Genomic DNA, 17,268 nt, shown 5'->3' on the forward strand with positions numbered 1-17,268 from the left:
CCAAGCGACTTATCTAATAAAGCAAATTGCCACTCCATATCCATCCTTTTTAAAGTATGGTTTTGTAATCTCCATAACTCTCCAAGTGGAGTTCTCTGATTTTGTAGCTATTCCGTTATTTGCTTCAATGCAATCTCCAACTTCGACAGTTCCATCAATGCGAATATACACCTGTCCAACAAGTCCTACGATATTCCATTCAGGTCTTTGTTCTCTTGGTATATAATCTTTTTTTGACTTCCATTCAGGGTTTTCAACAGGCATTTTGACGTATTCGCCTGTTTTTTCATCAAGAACATCTTCATAAATAAGACCGCCGAACTCATTTTTTAAATAACGATCTTTCCAATAAACCTCAGCGCTTCCAAGTACAGTTCCTGCTGTTTCAGATATAACGCCGAGCATAAATTCAGATTTTTGAGCAGGTCTTATTTTATTTTTTTCAAGGGTAACGATGGTTCCAGAAGGTATGCTTTTGCCATCAAGGCTTTCAAAATACTCCGCGTAGTCACTGAATGTTGCTCCACCATTGATCTTCCCTGTGGCGGAGATGTCTCCATTCATAGAGTTAAGCATCCACTTTATATTTGAACGTGAAGGGGTTTCTCCATATCCGCCAACAACCATATAGCGATCATTTGCTCCGAGCTTAACCCCACCAGAAGACAGAATGGTTCTAGAGACATTTTCACCTTCAATATGGGAATCATTCGAAGACATGACTGTGCTACGGGAACCATCAACAGAGCTTCCGCCAGATGAAGAATAAACCCCTGTTCGAACTCCTTTAGCCTTTGCTCCTCCAGTTGTTCCAATAGCTGCAGATGCTTCTCCAGTAACTTCTGGCGTACCTGAAGAAGCGGCGATAAAACCCGTCGATGTTTTAACATGTCCAGAAGTAGTGGCAGCTCTTGTCCCACCTTTAAAGTTGTTTGGAACATATGAGTAATCATAGCCAGCGATTGTTGAAGCTTTGCCATACTTTTCAGCAGTGACTCCAAATATGTAAGCTTGAGAATTCGAGCAATAAACACCAACACTATCTTTCCGACCATACCCGATTAAGCTTGCATTGGTTAATTTTACATTCTCTGTTTTGCTGCCGATTCTTACACCGACTCTCGCTGATTCAAAGGAATTGATATTGCTTATATTTACGTTGTCAGATTTTTGACTTCCTCCGATCACGTAAATGTCTGCTTCAGCCGTCTTGAAGCCAGAAACGGAAATATTGTTTAAATTAATGTTTCTAGATTTAAATTGAGTTGCAATTGCAGGATTTCCTTTGTAGTCATAAGAGGGATCTCCAATTGCTGTGAAGTTGTTTATATTTACATTGCGAAATGCGGAGATTACCAAGGCTCTAGGGGACAGTCCTTCATACAAGCTGTTGAAAATAGGGTTAAGAACTCTACAATTTGTAGCACTAACATTAAAAGCACTTTTTGAAACTGGATCTGAAGCGCGGTGGAATCCAATATGTCTGAAGTCAAAGCCTCGAATATCATTCTCAGAGGAACAATTTACAAAATGAACATCTTGGGCTGCAGGTGCTAAAGCGTGCGCTTTTACTTCAAAACCTCTGCAATTTTTTCTACTATGACAGTTCATAAGCCATGCATGTTTAGAACCATCATCGATCTCAAAACCATTTGTGTTACTGCCTCCAGCACGGTGAGCCGAACCATTTCCATCATATGAATAACAATTTGAAAAGAAAATGTAGTCAGAAAAGTGAGTTGTGAACCCGTCATCCCCGAAGTTCCAAGCTGTACAATTGTCGATCCAAACGTACTTGGAACCTTTAGGCTGATAGTATTCAGCACCATCTGAGGAAGAGTTGTACTTTGGAGAGGTGACATCAAAACCATGAAGACCAGCATCTTTTGCGTGAACTTTATTAATCCAAACAAATTGACTGTTAGTGATGTTTACGCAGCTTGCATTTGGCCCCGATCCAATCTTGTTGTCTTTTTTATTTAAATTCCAATCAACAAGCAGATTTTCGATCTGGATATATGAGTTACCATTTGTATAATCTTTGTTTGTAATGACATGTGTAGTAGGAGGGGTATCAGGATGAAGTTTGATCACTGACTTCATACCATTGCCATAAAGTTTTGTGAAAGAGGGAAGTTTAACTCCTTTGACCATGTATGTGCCATCAGGAACGTAAATACTTGAAAATCCACTTCCTATAGCTTTCTCAAACGCAGCGGTATCGTCAGTTACTCCGTCTCCTTTTGCTCCAAAATCTTTAACATTAACACTTCTCATATTGAATTCATTAATGATTTTATCAACTAGGGTGTCACCAATAACCTTAAACTTTGATACATCACCAATAATCTTTTCGACGTTGCTGATCTTATCCGAAACATTGGTGATTTCTTTTTGAAATTCAATTTTGACATTGATGATATCTTGTTTAACGTCGCCGATATTGCCTAATACTTCTTTAAATTTTTCTGTAATCATTGGGGCTGTCCATCTTTCCCCGTCTGAGCTTATTGCTTCAAGTTCAATAGAGACCCACTTTTCCAAGAGTGGATCATAATATTTTAAATAATTCATTATATACCTCCTGAATTGCTATTCGATCTTGAGCCATATTTGATTGGTAAGGGGAGCAGTCTCTGATTTTTTGATTCTTGCTGCAAATGGAGAGACAGGTGCTTGGAGCCATAAGTGATTAACATTGTTAGGAGGGACTTCACTGACGATTACATTGAATCCATCATAGGCATCTGACACACCTATATCGATCCAATCAAACCCATCCCATCTCCATTCAATGTGTGTGTCCTCGGTTACAACTGTCCATCCGATTTGAGGGTTTGGATATGTAGTCATGATATCTGTGTATGTATAAACTTTAGGGAGGTATATCTTCCTTGTGTTAGCCACCACATCTTCATAATCTGAAGTAGCATACTTAGTCCATTTTGTAACTTCTCTTGATTCCTCAGTTGCTTCTTCGCATTCTTCTGTCGCTTTTCGTGTTCTTTCAGTCAATGAGTCGAGTGTTTCAACAACTTCATTTCCGTCGCGTTTTGTCCAAATACGTGAGCCTGGGAAGTAATAAGCACCTTCGCCGCTGTATTTGAATTGAAGAGATTTCCCTTCATTTGAGGCATTAAAATAGACAACTCCATTAAGGTAATCAACCCTAAAGTAGTCGTCTTGTAACTCACCGTCTTCAACTTCTTTCCACACTTTGTCGTCCCCAGTGACTTCAACTCTCATTTCTCTGTTGGGGACTTCGGTTAATTGAGCTTTTCCGTTATAAACCACCTGTGTTTCATTGTAAAGCTGGTAAGGATCATCAATCGATCCTTTTCTCTTCTTAGAAAGAATAGGATCATTATAAAGTTTTGCAGTATCTTCCAAATGATCACCTCCGTATTAATTTTGTTTGAATGCTTCCCAAATATATTTAACGTTCAGCTTATTTCCGCGTGTGTTGATGTCTGAGCCGGTAATAAAATAATTCAAATTCATTGACCCGTATGTTTTATCGCCGCCTTTAAGGTAGGAACCTGCTTCTCCATTTTGAATTGAGTAGCCACCTAAACTGTTTTGAATGATAAGTGTTGAATCAGTAGGGGAAGTAGAATAAATCTTGACCAAAGTAGGAATGAAGTTTAAACTAATTGATCTGCTTTGCTTTCCGTCACCGATGTACTCTCCTGTTGCGTATTGAGGAGAAGAGGGGAGATCAGACTTAAGAACATACGCAGATGAATCATAACCGCCGAGTTGAGTTGCACTTCCTGTAATTGAAGCATTAATTGTTCCTGTTTCATCTCGAACAGCTATTGTATTAGGAGTTGATGCAACTTCAGCAGTGTATCCATTCAAAGATTCAGCGGATGTAACGGATTGCTCAATCCACTTTTCACCGTCGTAAAGTTCCTGTTTATTCGTTTTGGGATTAATCCAAACAGTGTTTACATCCGGATTTTCTGGTCTTACCTCAGAAACTGCTTGAATTAATCCATTCACTCTCCCTTTGACCTCAGCAATAGCAGAAGGGAGGTAGGGGTTTTCAGAAGCATGTTTCGATTGAGCAATATCTGAAAGAATAATTCCTGCTCTTTCAATATCTGCATCAACCCTACGGTAGGCTCTAACACCTAATGTGTAGTATTTATTTGATGCTAATCCCGTGAATTTATAGGAACGCTTATCATACTTCACATTTACCATTTCCTCATGACTCATCTTAGAACCAAAAATATATTCATCAGATGATTCGCTGGAATAGAGATATACTTCAAATCCATCTATGTTGTACTGATCTTCATCAGATTCTGGATACTCCCATTTCAAAACAATATCAACCGATCCATTATCGTTGTATTCATGAGAGATCGCTGTCCCATCTGATTTAACCGTAGGGGCTGCGACAGGAGTAGAAATTCGATCATTCCTGATGTTGAAGTTTTCCGCAGTCTTCATCCAATCAATTTTTCTAACAGCATAATCATTGTCGATGTGATTTATGGTATAAACGAGCTTAACCATTTTCTCTTTTACAGTCTCAACACGTTTTGAGTTTGAAATAGTCAAATTGATCTTATTAGATTCAAAATCAAAACTCATTTCAATTACTTTTGTTTTAACATCGATGCCTAAACGGTCGTGTTGAACTCGAATAATATCCCCAATAGAAAGCCGATTCCAGTTTTGATGTTCACTTATGATGCCAAAGAAGTTTACGATGCTCATTGTGATATTGACTGGTGGGGTATTTCGTTTCTTCATTTCCTCCAGACCAGCTTCATAAAGGTCAGTTTCATCATATAGGTTGTCATTTGACCATTCTTGCTCATTGATAAACTCAGCCAACTCTTCTTTGAGTTCATTGCTAAGATGACTTTCAAGGGTTAATTTTCCCTTTAAAAGTGTAATTTTGTTTTGAATATCGGCAATCAAATTCTCCCTGTTTTTGATTTCATTCTTTTTAGCAGCAATCTCTGCTTCTTTCGCATTTCTTTCTTTAATCAATTCAGCAGTGGGATCTTTCGCTTCAGTTGCGACTACAATCTTATCCAAAATAACTTGAAGCTCTAAATCAAGCTGCGTCTTTTGAGCTTTCAATTTGGCCAATTTCTTTTCTTCTTCAGTTTGTCGAGCAAGAAGGGAGGAGAACGTTTCTGTTTGAGAATCGATGAACTCATTAAAGTCAAGAATGGCATGACATAATTCATCACTCATCTCATAGCTATGGGATATTACATTTCGATCCTTGTCTCGTTCAAAAGGGTAGAGGTAGTACGTAAAATCTTCAATGTATGCTTGTCCGGTTGGATTGGCCGCGTTAATTGAAAGATCATCTTTACCAGTCACATAAAGCCTGGTGCAAACTTCTTCAAGCTCCTCAGTGTCTTCAATGGTGTCTAAGTATTGGCCGTACTTAATTCTCATTCCTTTATATTTTGACGCTTCATCTTCAGTATAGAAATGAACCTTTTTTTCTATAGTGTCAAACACCGGAACAGCTTCAAACGTTTCACAAATTTTCATTAGGAAATCTAACTTGGTTGAAGATGTGATATCAAAACTCCTGAATTTTTCATTGAATAGTGGATTGATATATCCGGCTTTCCAGTTCGTATTTGCAAAACAATCATCAGTTACCTGTTTCATGTTATAGGAAGTGACTTCGTACCTTCTGACTTTCCGGTAGCTTAATTGATGAGCTAAAGACATACAGGTAAATGTAACTGATTCATTCTCTGCCCCTGATTTTTGCTTAGTTTTGATGATAAACCATTCATCCTTGAAATTATAAGCAGACAATTTCACCAGCCTTCGGAGCTTCAATCTCTTGAGATGGGGGTTCTTTACCCATTGTTTGTCTATCTCAATTTTCAAAGGCACAGTGAAGGAAAGCTCATTAATTTCGCCTAACTTTATAGTCAAATTAACGTTTGAGACATCAACCAGGTTGGCGATTTTCTTTTTATTTGCTTTGGCTAGGGAAAGTTTGGGCTTTAATAAATTGAATGATCTTGATACCTCTTGAAACAGTACCGACACCTCCTAACGATATTTGAATCTATAGTTGAAAAGAATTTTACATCTGCCTGTCACTCTAATTCGGTTCATTCCATAACCGAGTTGAAGATACTCTTCATTGAAATTGTCGTATCGTTCGTCTCCATATTTTGATGAATCTACAATCTCTTTTTCACCTGTAACTGTTATGACTTCGCCATCCTCAAGATCAATAAACTTAGAAGGGGAGGAGAAGTTACTTAGATTTTCAATTTGAACATCGCCTTTACCAATCTTTTGAATTTTAAACGATGGGACAATGGTGCATTCACCTTTATTGTTGATTTCAATTGTAATGTCTTCCTTAGAAGCATCGTACAATGGAGTGGTTATCGATCTACTGTAGGCATAAGGGGAATCGCATCGCATTGTTAACCTGACATAGCCCTCTTTGCTTGCGTTATGAACTAAATCATTTGTATCAACAGGCATAGCATAATAAACGATGTCTAAGTTTTCACTGAAAGATAAAGGCTGGTATGTATCAACATCCAGCCATCGTTTAATGTCAGCGAGTCTTTTATCATTCCAGTAATCTACAATATAAAAATTAAGGTTGAATTGTTTAGGATCGCGTTTTTTTCCTTCATAAAAGGGAGTGTCATTTCCTTTTATGGTTGTCTCGTTTATTGAAGAGGTAGCTAGAAATGTTTCTTCAACTAAACCGCCTTCAGTATTGACATTTTCAATCCCCATATCTGTTGATTTTCTATCTCCGAAGAAAAAGTAACGGCTCTCTCTTATCACTGATGTTTCTCACATCCTTTCTAAAAAGAAAGAGCCGACAAATTTTGCCGACTCTAAATTTTCACTCCTCTAGCTGATGCAATGTTATACACTTCTCCTAAGAATTTCTCTGCATCAGCCTTAGAACCAGTCATTTTATCCACGTTAAAGTTAATATTGATTGTTTGATTGCTTGTCGTTTGATTAGGTGCAGTAAAAGGGGAAGGGAGCGTAGCTTTTGTTGGAATGTCTCCGAAGATGTTTCTAGTCAGCTCAACAATTTTCAGGACATTGCTTGTATCAGATTTGTTCAATACAAGCTCTTGCTCATGAAGCATAGCAAGCTTTCCTGAGCTTCCCCATTTTCCGGTATACCCACCAACATCAAAAGAGGAAACCTTCTTGCCAGTTTTATTTCCGGCAATCACGACATTTAAAGCATTGGAAGCTTCTTTAAGTTTATCGATAAGGTTGTTTGAAATACTCTTACCGATGGAATCCATGTTGCTGTTGATGAACTTAGTGAATTCATTAAGCTGTTTAGCAATATCGGTTATCTTACCATCCAAAAGTTTTTTCTCAAGTTCCTTAAAGGCTCGATCATCATTAACAAGGTCATCATACTTTTTGTTGATTGATTCTTCATCTTTTTCAAGCTGATCTTGGAGTGCTTCCTTTCGTTTCGTGTTTTCACGATCTTTCAGAAACTCTTCAAGGTCTTGCTCTTGTTCCTGAAGCTGTTTATCCAAATCCTTTAATTTTGCTTTGGCTTCATCAGAATCATCTAAAGACAGCTTATTGATTTGATCTTTTGTTTCCTGAATGGATTCCTGTTTCTCTTTAAGGGACTTCTGGAACTTGGCTTCATCGTCTTCTTTGTCAATTTCATCAATGATGTTTTGAGTTGCTTTTCGATGGGCTTCAAGTTCAATATCACGCATCTTTTCGTACATTTCTTTATAAATAGAAACGACTTCATCTGCAAGTGATTTGTAAATATCCTTAATGGACTTCTTGGTGTTATAAAGCTCAAGGTTGTAGTCCTTTTGTTTATCTTTCCAGTTTTCAATTTCCTCTGTGATTTGTTTCTGGATATCAGGAAAACCTTTAGCTGCCTTTTTCTGTTCCTCAAGCTGTTTGATGTACTTTTTGGCTTCAGCTTGTTGCTGTTGAATCAATTTTACTTGCTGACTGTAGTATTTGACTTTTTGATTGTCATCCTCAGTCATCTGAATCTTGATATCAACATCTTTAAGCTTACCCTCAGTTTTCTTGACTGATTTCTCGATGTTGTTGAGTACTTGATCAACTTTAGATTGAACAAGCTGACCTTGTAGCTCTCTGACTTGATCCTCAAGGGAGATTAAATCTAATTTGGCCTGTTTCAGTTCTTCTCTAAGCTGATCACGTTGAGCATAGTTGAGCTTTTTGTTTGTTTTAAGCTCTTTGTTAATCCAATTGAGCTTTTCCTGTTGAATTTTCCGCTGCTCATCAACAGCTTTCTTTTGCTCGTTAGTGTATTTACGGAATTCTTTGCTGTCGGTGAGGTAGTGTTTAGCTAAGGATTCGTTTTTAGCAATCTTAACTTCCAAATCTGATTTACGCTTATCAAATTCATCGAGCTTAGATTGAACTAATTCATATTGAAGTTCTTGGATCTGATCATTTACTGAGTCCAAATCACCTTGTAAGCCGATTAGATCAGACTTTGCTTGAGCAATAGCCTGTTGTCTTTCGGCTTCAGATTGAGATAGGTCAGACGTCAAACCTTTCATATACTTTTCTGGATCGATTGGTTTTCCGTTCTGTTCAATCTGTAAGTGAAGGTGATTTCCTGTTGAATGTCCAGTGCTTCCAACTTTACCTATTGTTTGACCAGCAGAAACAACATCGCCTTTTTTGACTTTAAGACCTTTCTGCATGTGCATGTATTTTGCAACTGTTCCATCATCCTGTTGAATGACAACCCAGTTGCCTGCTGTTTTAGAATAGGCAGCGGTTATGACTTTACCAGCTTTTAAAGCTTTAACAGGAGTACCTGCTTTAGCTGCTAAGTCTAATCCTTTATGAGGGGAGGAGCGGAGACCACTTTCTTTTTGTCCAAATTTTGAGCTTACTCTAAATCCATTCGCGCTGGTGTAGTAATTAGCAATTTTTGATGTCGCAGTAGATAAGCTCTTATTGTAGTTGGAAAGAATGATCTTAACGTAATTTTGTGTTTCTTTGAAAGGAGGGACGCCACCGTATTTAATAACGTTTCCTGGCCCCGAATTGTAAGCAGCCAATGCTTTTTCAATGTTGCCGCCAAACTTATTGAGCATTTGAGCGATATATTTTGTACCGCCCATGATGTTTTGATAAGGATCATATGCATTGTTTACACCTAGACTTTTTGCAGTACCAGGCATGAGTTGCATCAAACCCATTGCTCCAGCGCCAGAACGAGCTTTGGCATTGAAGTTTGATTCTTGTTTAATAATCGCAGCGATTAGTGCAGGGTCAACACCATATTTGCTTGCTGCAGTATTAATATAAGAAGAGTATTTTCCGGAATATGATCCTCCAGAAGAATATGATCCTGATGAAGAACCAGAAGAGGAAGAGGAGGTAACAAGTCCAGTTTGAGGAATATAACCAGATTTGATTTGCTGTTTCAGCAGTTTAATCTGATCTTGCATTAGCTTTTTCTTACGCTCTAATGCCTTGATTTCCTTATTGATTGCGTCTCTGTATTTTTGTGACCATTTAGGATAATCATTGGTTTGCTTGTTGTATTTCTCAATTTCTGCATTTACTTTTTCAAGGGCTTCTTTATATTTATCAATGACGTATTTGGATTTCTCAGTTTCTTTGCTGGCTTTCTCTTGTTCATCAGAATATTTCTCAAGGGACGTACCAACTTCATTTAAAGATGAGTTGGCCAATTCAGCCATTTTATCCAGATCTTCTAACTGTCCAGTGACGTCGCTCAACTCGTTTATTTCTTTAATGATTGGCATTGCCATCTGGATATTGCCACTTTCCATCAAAGTGTCTACTTGTTTTCTCATTTTGGAAAGGTTGGCTTGCGCATCGGCAACAGTCTGGATTGATTTGACCTCTAAACCATAGTTCTTTATTTTCTTTACTGTTGCGTTTGCCTGGTTGATTAGATCCTGTTTAACTGACTTTTGCATATCATTGTATGCTTTAAGTTTTGCATCACGTAGTTTTATGATAGCATCTCGGTTTAATTTAACTACGCCGTTTTCAACACTAATAGCTCCAGCCAAGTCTTTTTCTTTTTGAACCAGTTTCATTGCTTCAGCAGCTGAGATGCTTTTTCCTTCAGCCATTTTCTCAAGCAGTTCATTGAGAGGGGAGATGGAGTCAGCAAAAGAATCATATGCTTCATTTTGAAGGGCAGAAATAGCTAGTTCTGTTTGCTGAGAAGCCACCAAATCGTCCATTACAGCTTTTATTGCCTCTAGATCGCCTTTAGCATCCTTGAGCTTTTGACTTAAATCTTCGACTTCTCCTGTTAATTCGTTTACCCCTTCACCATTTTCATCCCAAGTGACCTTTGCAGAATCAGCAGCATTTTTTGTAGAGTCTATAGCATTCTTTAGGTCATCATAAGATAAGGAAAGTTTGTCAGCTTCATCAGAACCTTTGATTTGTTGGTTAATTAAATTCTGAAGTGCTTGAGATGCTCTTGAGAAATCAACTTTATTCCCTGATTCCAATGCTTTCTGAATGTCATCCATGTATTTTGAAACATTAATGGAAAACGACTCTAATTCATCAGAAGTCATCTTACTAAAGTCAATTTTATTGAAGGCTTCGTTGATATCTTTGGTTAACTGAGGGTTGATTTTAATGGAGTTATAAGCGTCAACAGTTTGCAGCACTTGCTCTCTAAGTTTAGCTTGTGAGCTAGATAGCTTCTGGTTGACTTGAAGAGCTTGTTGTTCAGCTTTAATCCCAAAATTTTTATAATCACTGTCGCTGTCGAAGATATCCCAGAATGGCCGATCGTTGTTTTTATAATGGTCTGCAACTTTTTGATACTCTTTCATTTCATCAGTCAGATTACTGATATCACTGAGGGTTTCTTTAAAGTTGCTATTTGCGCCAGTTTGAATGTCTTTTTTGTTTAATTCAGCTAATTCTTTGGTGTATTTTATGGCATCTTCTAATGCTTCGTTATTTTTAATGATGGCATTACCTTGGGAGTCATAGCCAGAAATCAAATTAGGGAACGTTTGTGCTAATTGTTGCGTGACCTGTAGATATTCTTGCTCCTTGTCAGGGGAGAGGGAGCCATTATCTTTTGCTTTTTGCAGCTCTTTATATTTTTGTATTAACTGATCGGTCTGTTCTTTATTTGTGGTTATTGCTTCAACGCTTTTCTTTTGTGACTCTGCAAGCTTTTCTTGTTCTTGTTTAGCATCAGAAAAAGCAGAGACAAGTTTTTCGATTACGAAGCCTAAAGCCATGAAACCTGCCATAGGCAGTACAGCACCTGCAAGAAAAGCCATTGTTGTTTTGGTTACTTTGCCTAATGTAATTATTGCAACAGAAGTTACGTTAGTCGCAATTGCAAGCATTCTCTGTCCTGCGGCAGCACCAGTTGAAGCCACATTGAGCAAACTAAAATTAGCTATAAGAGACTTTAACGCGGTTCCCATATTTGATCCGGCAAGAATCATGGTTGACCTTAGATTGCTATTAAACAGGAGAATTGCAGCAGATGCTGTCGCGAATACACTTGGCAAAAATCCAATTGTTTTTGTTACGCTTGCTCCTGCTTGGACTATATCTTTCAATATTTCGGCAAATGAAATTATTCCATCAGAAAGGAAAGCATCACCTGCATTTGCTGCAAGACCTGACCAAGAAGCAGACAATCTGTTGAGGCGTCCTTCCAAACTTTCAGAGTATCGTTCTTGCTCACGCATTGCAGATCCCTGGCTGTTAATTGCAGTAGTAGTGGCCTTGGTAGCCGTACTCCATTGCTCCATGAGCGCTAAAACGTTTATACCCTCGGTTTCCCGATATTTAAGTAGGGGACTAGACTATATCTTCATCCTAAAAGGATGCCCAGCACTTTGAACAGTAGCTCAATGTCTGTTCTACGCCGTTAGGCTAGTCGTTACACCTTCCTAAAATAGGCTTGGCACGGTATTGTCATAGGATTTCTCCCTTAGAGTTCCACCGTTAGCATCCTGTGAAAAGGACACACCCCTGAGCAATAGGGTTCACTGGGTTTTCACTTATACATTACTGTATAAGGCGACTATAATTAATCGAGTATTTTGAAACATACCTGCTGACGAAACCCCGATTTGCTGCTTCTGTGCCTCAGAGAGACTGTCCCACTTAGAAGCAAGATTCTCAAGGATTTCAGATACAGGTATAGCTTCTCCACCTACATCTTTAACTGCAATTCCTACACTCTCAAGACTTTTAATGGCTGCTCCATTTGTTTGGATTCTGGCGAATATTGTTTTTAAGGCGTTCAATTCTGTTACTTTCACCAAAAGGCTACTGACCATTATAAATGGCGGTGAGGCGCTTCAACCTCACTCTCTATGTTTCCATAGAGTTCAGACTGTCGCTTCACATTTCTGTGTCTCTTCACTCAGTCGTTCAGGCTACCATTACGCTTGCCCCTTGTCGTCCTCGACTGAACGTTAGGATTTCCAAGTCAATCAGAAGAGATTTAATGTCAGCAATTATTCTACCGACAATGTTACCAGATTCTTTGGTACTAGATTGAATAGCAGTTGTGTATCCTAAAAGCTGTTCCATACTCACGCCATATACTTTTGCAGCGGCAGCTGACTTTCTCATTGATTGAGCCAAGTCCAATGTACTTGTTTGGAAATTATTGTCAACCTCGTTCAATGCATCGGCGATTTTTAAGCTGTCTTTAGATTGAATTCCGAAGTTGACCATCGCTGCTGTGAGAGCTTTAACGGTATCTTCAGGTTGTAGTTCACTAATGTTCTCCATCATTTGAGCTGTCTTGGTTAGATCTAATAGCTCATCATCTTTGTAACCCATACGCCCAAATTCGTTCATTATAGTTAGAACATCTGAAGTCTTGTTTGCTAACTCATCACTCAAATCAATAGATTTTTGAAGAAGCTCGTTAAACTTATAATCAGGTAAGTCCATAACCCGTCGTAAGCCAGTCATTTGAGTGTCAAGCGATATTACTTGGCTGGTGAGATCTTGAAGCAGTCTCAAAGGTGCATAAAAAAGTGTCATAGATGCCATCCACACAGGCACGCGGGACATTGCTACTTGAAGCTGCTCTCCAAAACTCATTGTCTGCCTTGTAGTAGCAGCAATGTTAGAGGACATTTCCCTAAACTGCACATTAAGACTAGCCATCTGATTTCTTAGATTAGGTGTCCTTGCAGTTAATTGATTAACTGAATTCAAATACTGTTGAAGCTGTTGATTACTTGTATTGCTCAATGAGCTGCCGTATCTGTTTTGCAGGTTCTGAGTATTTACCTGTGCTTGTCTTCTATATAGTTCTAACTGCCTTTCAAGCTCTTTAGTCTTTGCAACTGCTGCTGACTTGTCATCAAGAGTCTTAAGCTTGACTCTGAGTGCTTCAATTTGTTCTGTAGACTGAACTAAATTAATTTTTCTTCCAAGAGAGGAGAGCGTGACTTCAGACAGTTGCCCTTGCTCTTTTAGTCTTTGTAGGCTTACTCTAAGCTGTTCGATTGCTTTTCTTTGTTGATCAATATTTGTTACAGTGGTTGAGTTTTTAATATTCCCATTTTGGTCGAGATTGTACGTAATATCCTTAAAACCATCACGATTTTTTTGAGTAGTGCCTGTCTTGATACCTTGAGCATTTTGACGTTCAATTATCTTTTGAGCTTGGCCAAGCTTTTGAATTTCAGAGGTTAATTTTGCTGTTTCTTGAGTTTCTTGACGAATCTTTTGATTTCGATTATCAATCGTCTTAATTTCTCGCTGAAGTATTTCTCCATTCTTTTTGTGCTGCTGAATGATTTTTTCAGTTGTCCCATCAGCATTCTTAATGACCGTTTGTGTTTCTTTAACTGTCTGATTGTAATTCTTAAGATTTTTTTGATATGTTTCAATTGCAGAAGAGAATTCTTTGAGGGTTTTTAAAGCAGAAGCATCAATATTTGTTTGGAGCTGAAGGGAGTTTAACTTAGATTGTAGTGTTTTAAGTTGCTTGTTAATTTGTTCAACTGATTGAGCGGAGGTGTCGGCAACTGGAGTAACTACAATTTTCAACTGTTGGCTCAATTAATAATCACATCCTTTCAAAGCGAAGAGTGGGGGAGAGGTGGACAAAAATAAAAAAACTCTGCATTAGCAGAGTCAAGAAAATCATTTATTTTATGTATAGCAGTTCATCTTCTTCATCGATTTCTTCGGTGTCCTCAATTTCAAGCCCCATATTAAAGGCTTGAAGGGTTATCTTATCACCGTCAAAATTTATTAATGTTATTTCTTTAAGTTCTTCAAACTCTCCAAAATCCAAGAGATCATACTCTGTAAATCGTTTAGCTCCATCTTCAGAGTTTCCAAGTGTTGTTTGGCAAGCGGCTATAGTCAATGTCAAATGATTAACGTATTTTTTCATTTTTGTTCATCTCCTTGAAAATAATCAAAAAAGGGACAAAAAAGTTCGGTTCGTAAAACTATTTTTGAATTACTGTCGAGTGCCCAATTGAAACTATGAAAATTTTGAAGACCGTCTCTTTTTGAAATAAATTTCAAAATAAGCTGTTTGCACAACTCAAAATCTTGATTTATATCGTTCTCCCAAAGGTAGAGAATTACTATGCCATTCTTTGTGATATATCTGTTCTTTCTGTAGTCTCTTTTGATGTTCTTTTTTTGAATGTTATTGAGACTATTGAAATTGTACCTTTGTGGATGTCCATGCCAATAATCTCCCATAACTTCAATGGCTAGTTTATGTTCAGGTAGATATATATCCAATGAAAAATATCCAATGTTTTTTTCATTGATGTGTTCTATTTCACATTCATTCAAGAGCCTATTTATTTTTTTATGAATTGAAGTCAAAGTAACTTTCTTTTCAGTAATTTCAAGTCTTTTTTGATGGTAGCAGTCATAGGAGCAGAAAAAATGTTTATTCTTTTTAAAAACACTCTCATGTACCTTTTTACCAGCACCACATGTATAGCAGCTGACACTTATTTTTTCTTTCTTTGGATTAGGATTATTCCTTATAAAGGATAGTTTTTTGAGTGATTTTGCGCACTCCATAGAGCAAAAATTCTTTTCTTTTAGTTCAGAAAATTTCCGAGTGAATGTTTTGTTACATGATTCATTAGAGCATGTAAGCTCCACGCTTTTTCCTTTAAAAACAATTTTTCTGTACTCATCTGACTCTCTCATCCAACTAGAACGACAATTTCTTGAGCAAAATGTTCGTTTACTTTGTAAAGCTCTATATGGAGTCATGTATATTGGCTTATTGCAATTGTGACATAGTTTCTTTATCTTTTCTTTAGTATTTTTCGGCTTACCTTTAGAGAATTCACTCAAACACTTTTGAGAGCAAAAATGATTTTTAGCTCTTTTTAACTCATTTTCTGTTCTTTCAATAGTCGCATTACAGAAAGAGCATTTTAATTCATATCGTTTTACTTTCAGTTTTCCTTTTCTATTCCTTCTCATGAAATTGTCTGCACAAGATCTACTGCAAAAAAGGTTTTTATGCTGTTTAGTTTCCCATTCAGATCTTATAATATCTTTTGAACATTCTGAGCATTTAATATGTATTAGCCTCGCATTCCACGAAGGTTTACCTATTAGAAAATTGTTAGCACATTCTCGTGAACAAAAATGGTTTTTTTGACTAGAAATATTTTTGTAGGGTTTACTTGAACATTTATTACAATAATCACATACAATTTTAACCTCAGAAGGACTCGATAATGGGAGATCTTTTAAATGGATTTTGAATTCTTGTTTTTCATTTGGCGTATAACCCAAATTGGCATAATAAGTTTTGTTTCTGTTACTTGCTCGGACTTTAACAAATTGATTAATTATTACTGCCACAGTTTACATCTCCACTTTTGAACTTAGAACAAAAACCATTCCATCTTAAATCGATATTGTGAATCTTTACAGTCCCTAGAACTTTTCCATTTTGGTGAAGCAAAGTTAACTCTGTTAAATCAACTCTGTCATCGGATATGGCATAGTATGAATCCAGTATTGCTAAACATTTGCTTGAAGCTGCTGTTTTGCGCGAAACGGTAAGAATAATAGTGCCATACACATTTGTACTCCACATTGTTAGTCATCCTCTCGATTTATTATGACACTATTATGACACCATAATGACACTGTTGTCAATTAAATATTTACTTTTTTATTCGATTGATTTGTGTTAGTATTCTGTATGTGTGGTTAGTGTAAAGCAGTGTAAGTAAGGGGAGGGTTCCATGTCAAAGGAGATTGAACGAATGACATTAAGGCTTCCTAAGGAGCTTCATTCTAAGCTTGTTAAAGAAGCGGACGACAATATGAGAAGCTTAAATGGACAGATAGTGCACATTCTTAAAGAATTTATGGATAATCAAAATAAAGAAGATAATAAATAAGTCGCCCAATTAATGAGCGACTTGATTTGTTTTTTTAATAGCAATTTTAAAAATGCTTTGCCATATTTCAACATTAGATAGAGCTTTTTTAACCTTAGGATCATCTTGTTTAAATCCAGTAACATTCTCTAAGCCCATATCAGTTTTACTTGGCAGGAAATCAATTTTGATAATGGGGGACTTGAAATCATCCAATTTTATTTTAAGTGCAATTTTTCGAAAGCGTTTTGCTTCTACTTTGTCTGAAGATAATCCACCAATCACAGCTCCAATACCACCAGCTACAGCCCCACCGACTATTGCTCCGGCCAACTGACTTCCTCTAGAAACTTTTGAAACAGAATTATCGTCTACTGTTACTTCTGCTTCGATAATTTTATTAAATGGGATTTCGATTTCCTCTAAAGATTGATCTTTATGTAATCGATGTGCAACGAATTTTTCCTCGGATTCAATTAAAGTAAGCTTCATATCTTTATCAGGTGTAATATGAAATTTATAATCAGATGGATAATTACCTGCGGATTCGAGCAAATTTAAAATTTGTTTTTCGTCTTCTTTTTGTTTATTCATTCCTATAAATCCAATCAAAAAGAAAACAATAAACCCTGCAATAATTAACATTGCGATAAACACACCAAACCACCTCATCAAACAATATGCCTAAATTATACCACAATTTTCTTCCCCAGGAATGTTTATCTTGAGCAAAAGGGAAGGGGATAGTTTAAATCCAACAATATTCACTTTGCGTTAAATACAAGATGGATTACTTCCAATCCTTAATAATCTGTTTAACATTCACCTCTTCTGATATAATTTAACAGTGAAGTAAACACTTAGAGATGTTCAT

General features: G+C 37.2%; 12 protein-coding genes. 1 reads left to right on the forward strand and 11 read right to left on the reverse strand.

Annotated features, from left to right (window positions below; translation table 11 throughout):
- Nucleotides 1-9: 9 nt before the first annotated feature.
- The 10 genes from R5H20_RS10285 to R5H20_RS10330 form a co-directional block, all read right to left on the reverse strand.
- Nucleotides 10-2,574 carry a peptidase G2 autoproteolytic cleavage domain-containing protein gene (locus R5H20_RS10285; protein WP_088272935.1) on the reverse strand — a complete coding sequence of 855 codons (2,565 nt, stop codon included), beginning with the start codon at nucleotides 2,572-2,574 and terminating at the stop codon, nucleotides 10-12.
- An 18-nt stretch (nucleotides 2,575-2,592) separates the two neighbouring features.
- A complete protein-coding gene (locus R5H20_RS10290) occupies nucleotides 2,593-3,390 on the reverse strand; it encodes a hypothetical protein (RefSeq protein ID WP_046132709.1) in 798 nt (265 codons plus the stop codon).
- A gap of 15 nt (nucleotides 3,391-3,405) precedes the next feature.
- Complete coding sequence (locus R5H20_RS10295) at nucleotides 3,406-6,045, reverse strand: phage tail spike protein (RefSeq protein ID WP_048406882.1); 2,640 nt, start codon at nucleotides 6,043-6,045, stop codon at nucleotides 3,406-3,408.
- A 3-nt stretch (nucleotides 6,046-6,048) separates the two neighbouring features.
- Nucleotides 6,049-6,810, reverse strand: a complete 762-nt coding sequence (locus R5H20_RS10300; RefSeq protein ID WP_048406883.1) for a distal tail protein Dit — start codon at nucleotides 6,808-6,810, stop codon at nucleotides 6,049-6,051.
- Between the two features lie 53 nt (nucleotides 6,811-6,863).
- Nucleotides 6,864-11,729, reverse strand: coding sequence for a transglycosylase SLT domain-containing protein (locus R5H20_RS10305; protein ID WP_411859078.1), 4,866 nt, complete (start codon nucleotides 11,727-11,729; stop codon nucleotides 6,864-6,866).
- A gap of 315 nt (nucleotides 11,730-12,044) precedes the next feature.
- Nucleotides 12,045-12,308, reverse strand: a complete 264-nt coding sequence (locus tag R5H20_RS10310) for a phage tail tape measure protein (protein ID WP_157678845.1) — start codon at nucleotides 12,306-12,308, stop codon at nucleotides 12,045-12,047.
- Nucleotides 12,309-12,420: 112 nt separating this feature from the next.
- Nucleotides 12,421-14,073 (reverse strand): phage tail tape measure protein, encoded by a 1,653-nt coding sequence (locus tag R5H20_RS10315; RefSeq protein WP_224254493.1) that lies wholly within the window; start codon nucleotides 14,071-14,073, stop codon nucleotides 12,421-12,423.
- Nucleotides 14,074-14,161: 88 nt separating this feature from the next.
- Complete coding sequence (locus tag R5H20_RS10320; RefSeq protein ID WP_009328405.1) at nucleotides 14,162-14,413, reverse strand: hypothetical protein; 252 nt, start codon at nucleotides 14,411-14,413, stop codon at nucleotides 14,162-14,164.
- Complete coding sequence (locus tag R5H20_RS10325; protein ID WP_088272932.1) at nucleotides 14,410-15,867, reverse strand: PDDEXK family nuclease; 1,458 nt, start codon at nucleotides 15,865-15,867, stop codon at nucleotides 14,410-14,412. Before R5H20_RS10325 ends, R5H20_RS10320 begins: the two co-directional genes overlap by 4 nt.
- Entirely contained in the window at nucleotides 15,851-16,105 is a 255-nt protein-coding gene (locus R5H20_RS10330) for a hypothetical protein (protein WP_088272931.1), read from the reverse strand. The genes R5H20_RS10325 and R5H20_RS10330 overlap by 17 nt, the downstream gene beginning before the upstream one ends.
- A 151-nt stretch (nucleotides 16,106-16,256) precedes the next feature.
- On the opposite strand from R5H20_RS10330, the gene R5H20_RS10335 reads away from it, so the two are divergent.
- Entirely contained in the window at nucleotides 16,257-16,415 is a 159-nt protein-coding gene (locus R5H20_RS10335; protein ID WP_081691817.1) for an Arc family DNA-binding protein, read from the forward strand.
- Nucleotides 16,416-16,424: 9 nt separating this feature from the next.
- Here the strand turns inward: R5H20_RS10335 and R5H20_RS10340 are convergent, their stop codons facing one another.
- Nucleotides 16,425-17,051, reverse strand: coding sequence for a hypothetical protein (locus R5H20_RS10340; protein ID WP_224254494.1), 627 nt, complete (start codon nucleotides 17,049-17,051; stop codon nucleotides 16,425-16,427).
- Nucleotides 17,052-17,268 lie beyond the last annotated feature (217 nt).

The sequence above is a fragment of the Bacillus sp. KICET-3 genome, from assembly GCF_033261025.1.
Taxonomy (GTDB): domain Bacteria; phylum Bacillota; class Bacilli; order Bacillales; family Bacillaceae; genus Bacillus; species Bacillus sonorensis.

Coding starts and splice junctions, on each gene's coding strand:
- R5H20_RS10285 (WP_088272935.1), bottom strand. CDS start 2,574: ATGAATTATTTAAAATATTATGATCCACTCTTGGAAAAGTGGGTCTCT.
- R5H20_RS10305 (WP_411859078.1), bottom strand. CDS start 11,729: ATGCGTGAGCAAGAACGATACTCTGAAAGTTTGGAAGGACGCCTCAAC.
- R5H20_RS10320 (WP_009328405.1), bottom strand. CDS start 14,413: ATGAAAAAATACGTTAATCATTTGACATTGACTATAGCCGCTTGCCAA.
- R5H20_RS10330 (WP_088272931.1), bottom strand. CDS start 16,105: ATGTGGAGTACAAATGTGTATGGCACTATTATTCTTACCGTTTCGCGC.
- R5H20_RS10335 (WP_081691817.1), top strand. CDS start 16,257: ATGTCAAAGGAGATTGAACGAATGACATTAAGGCTTCCTAAGGAGCTT.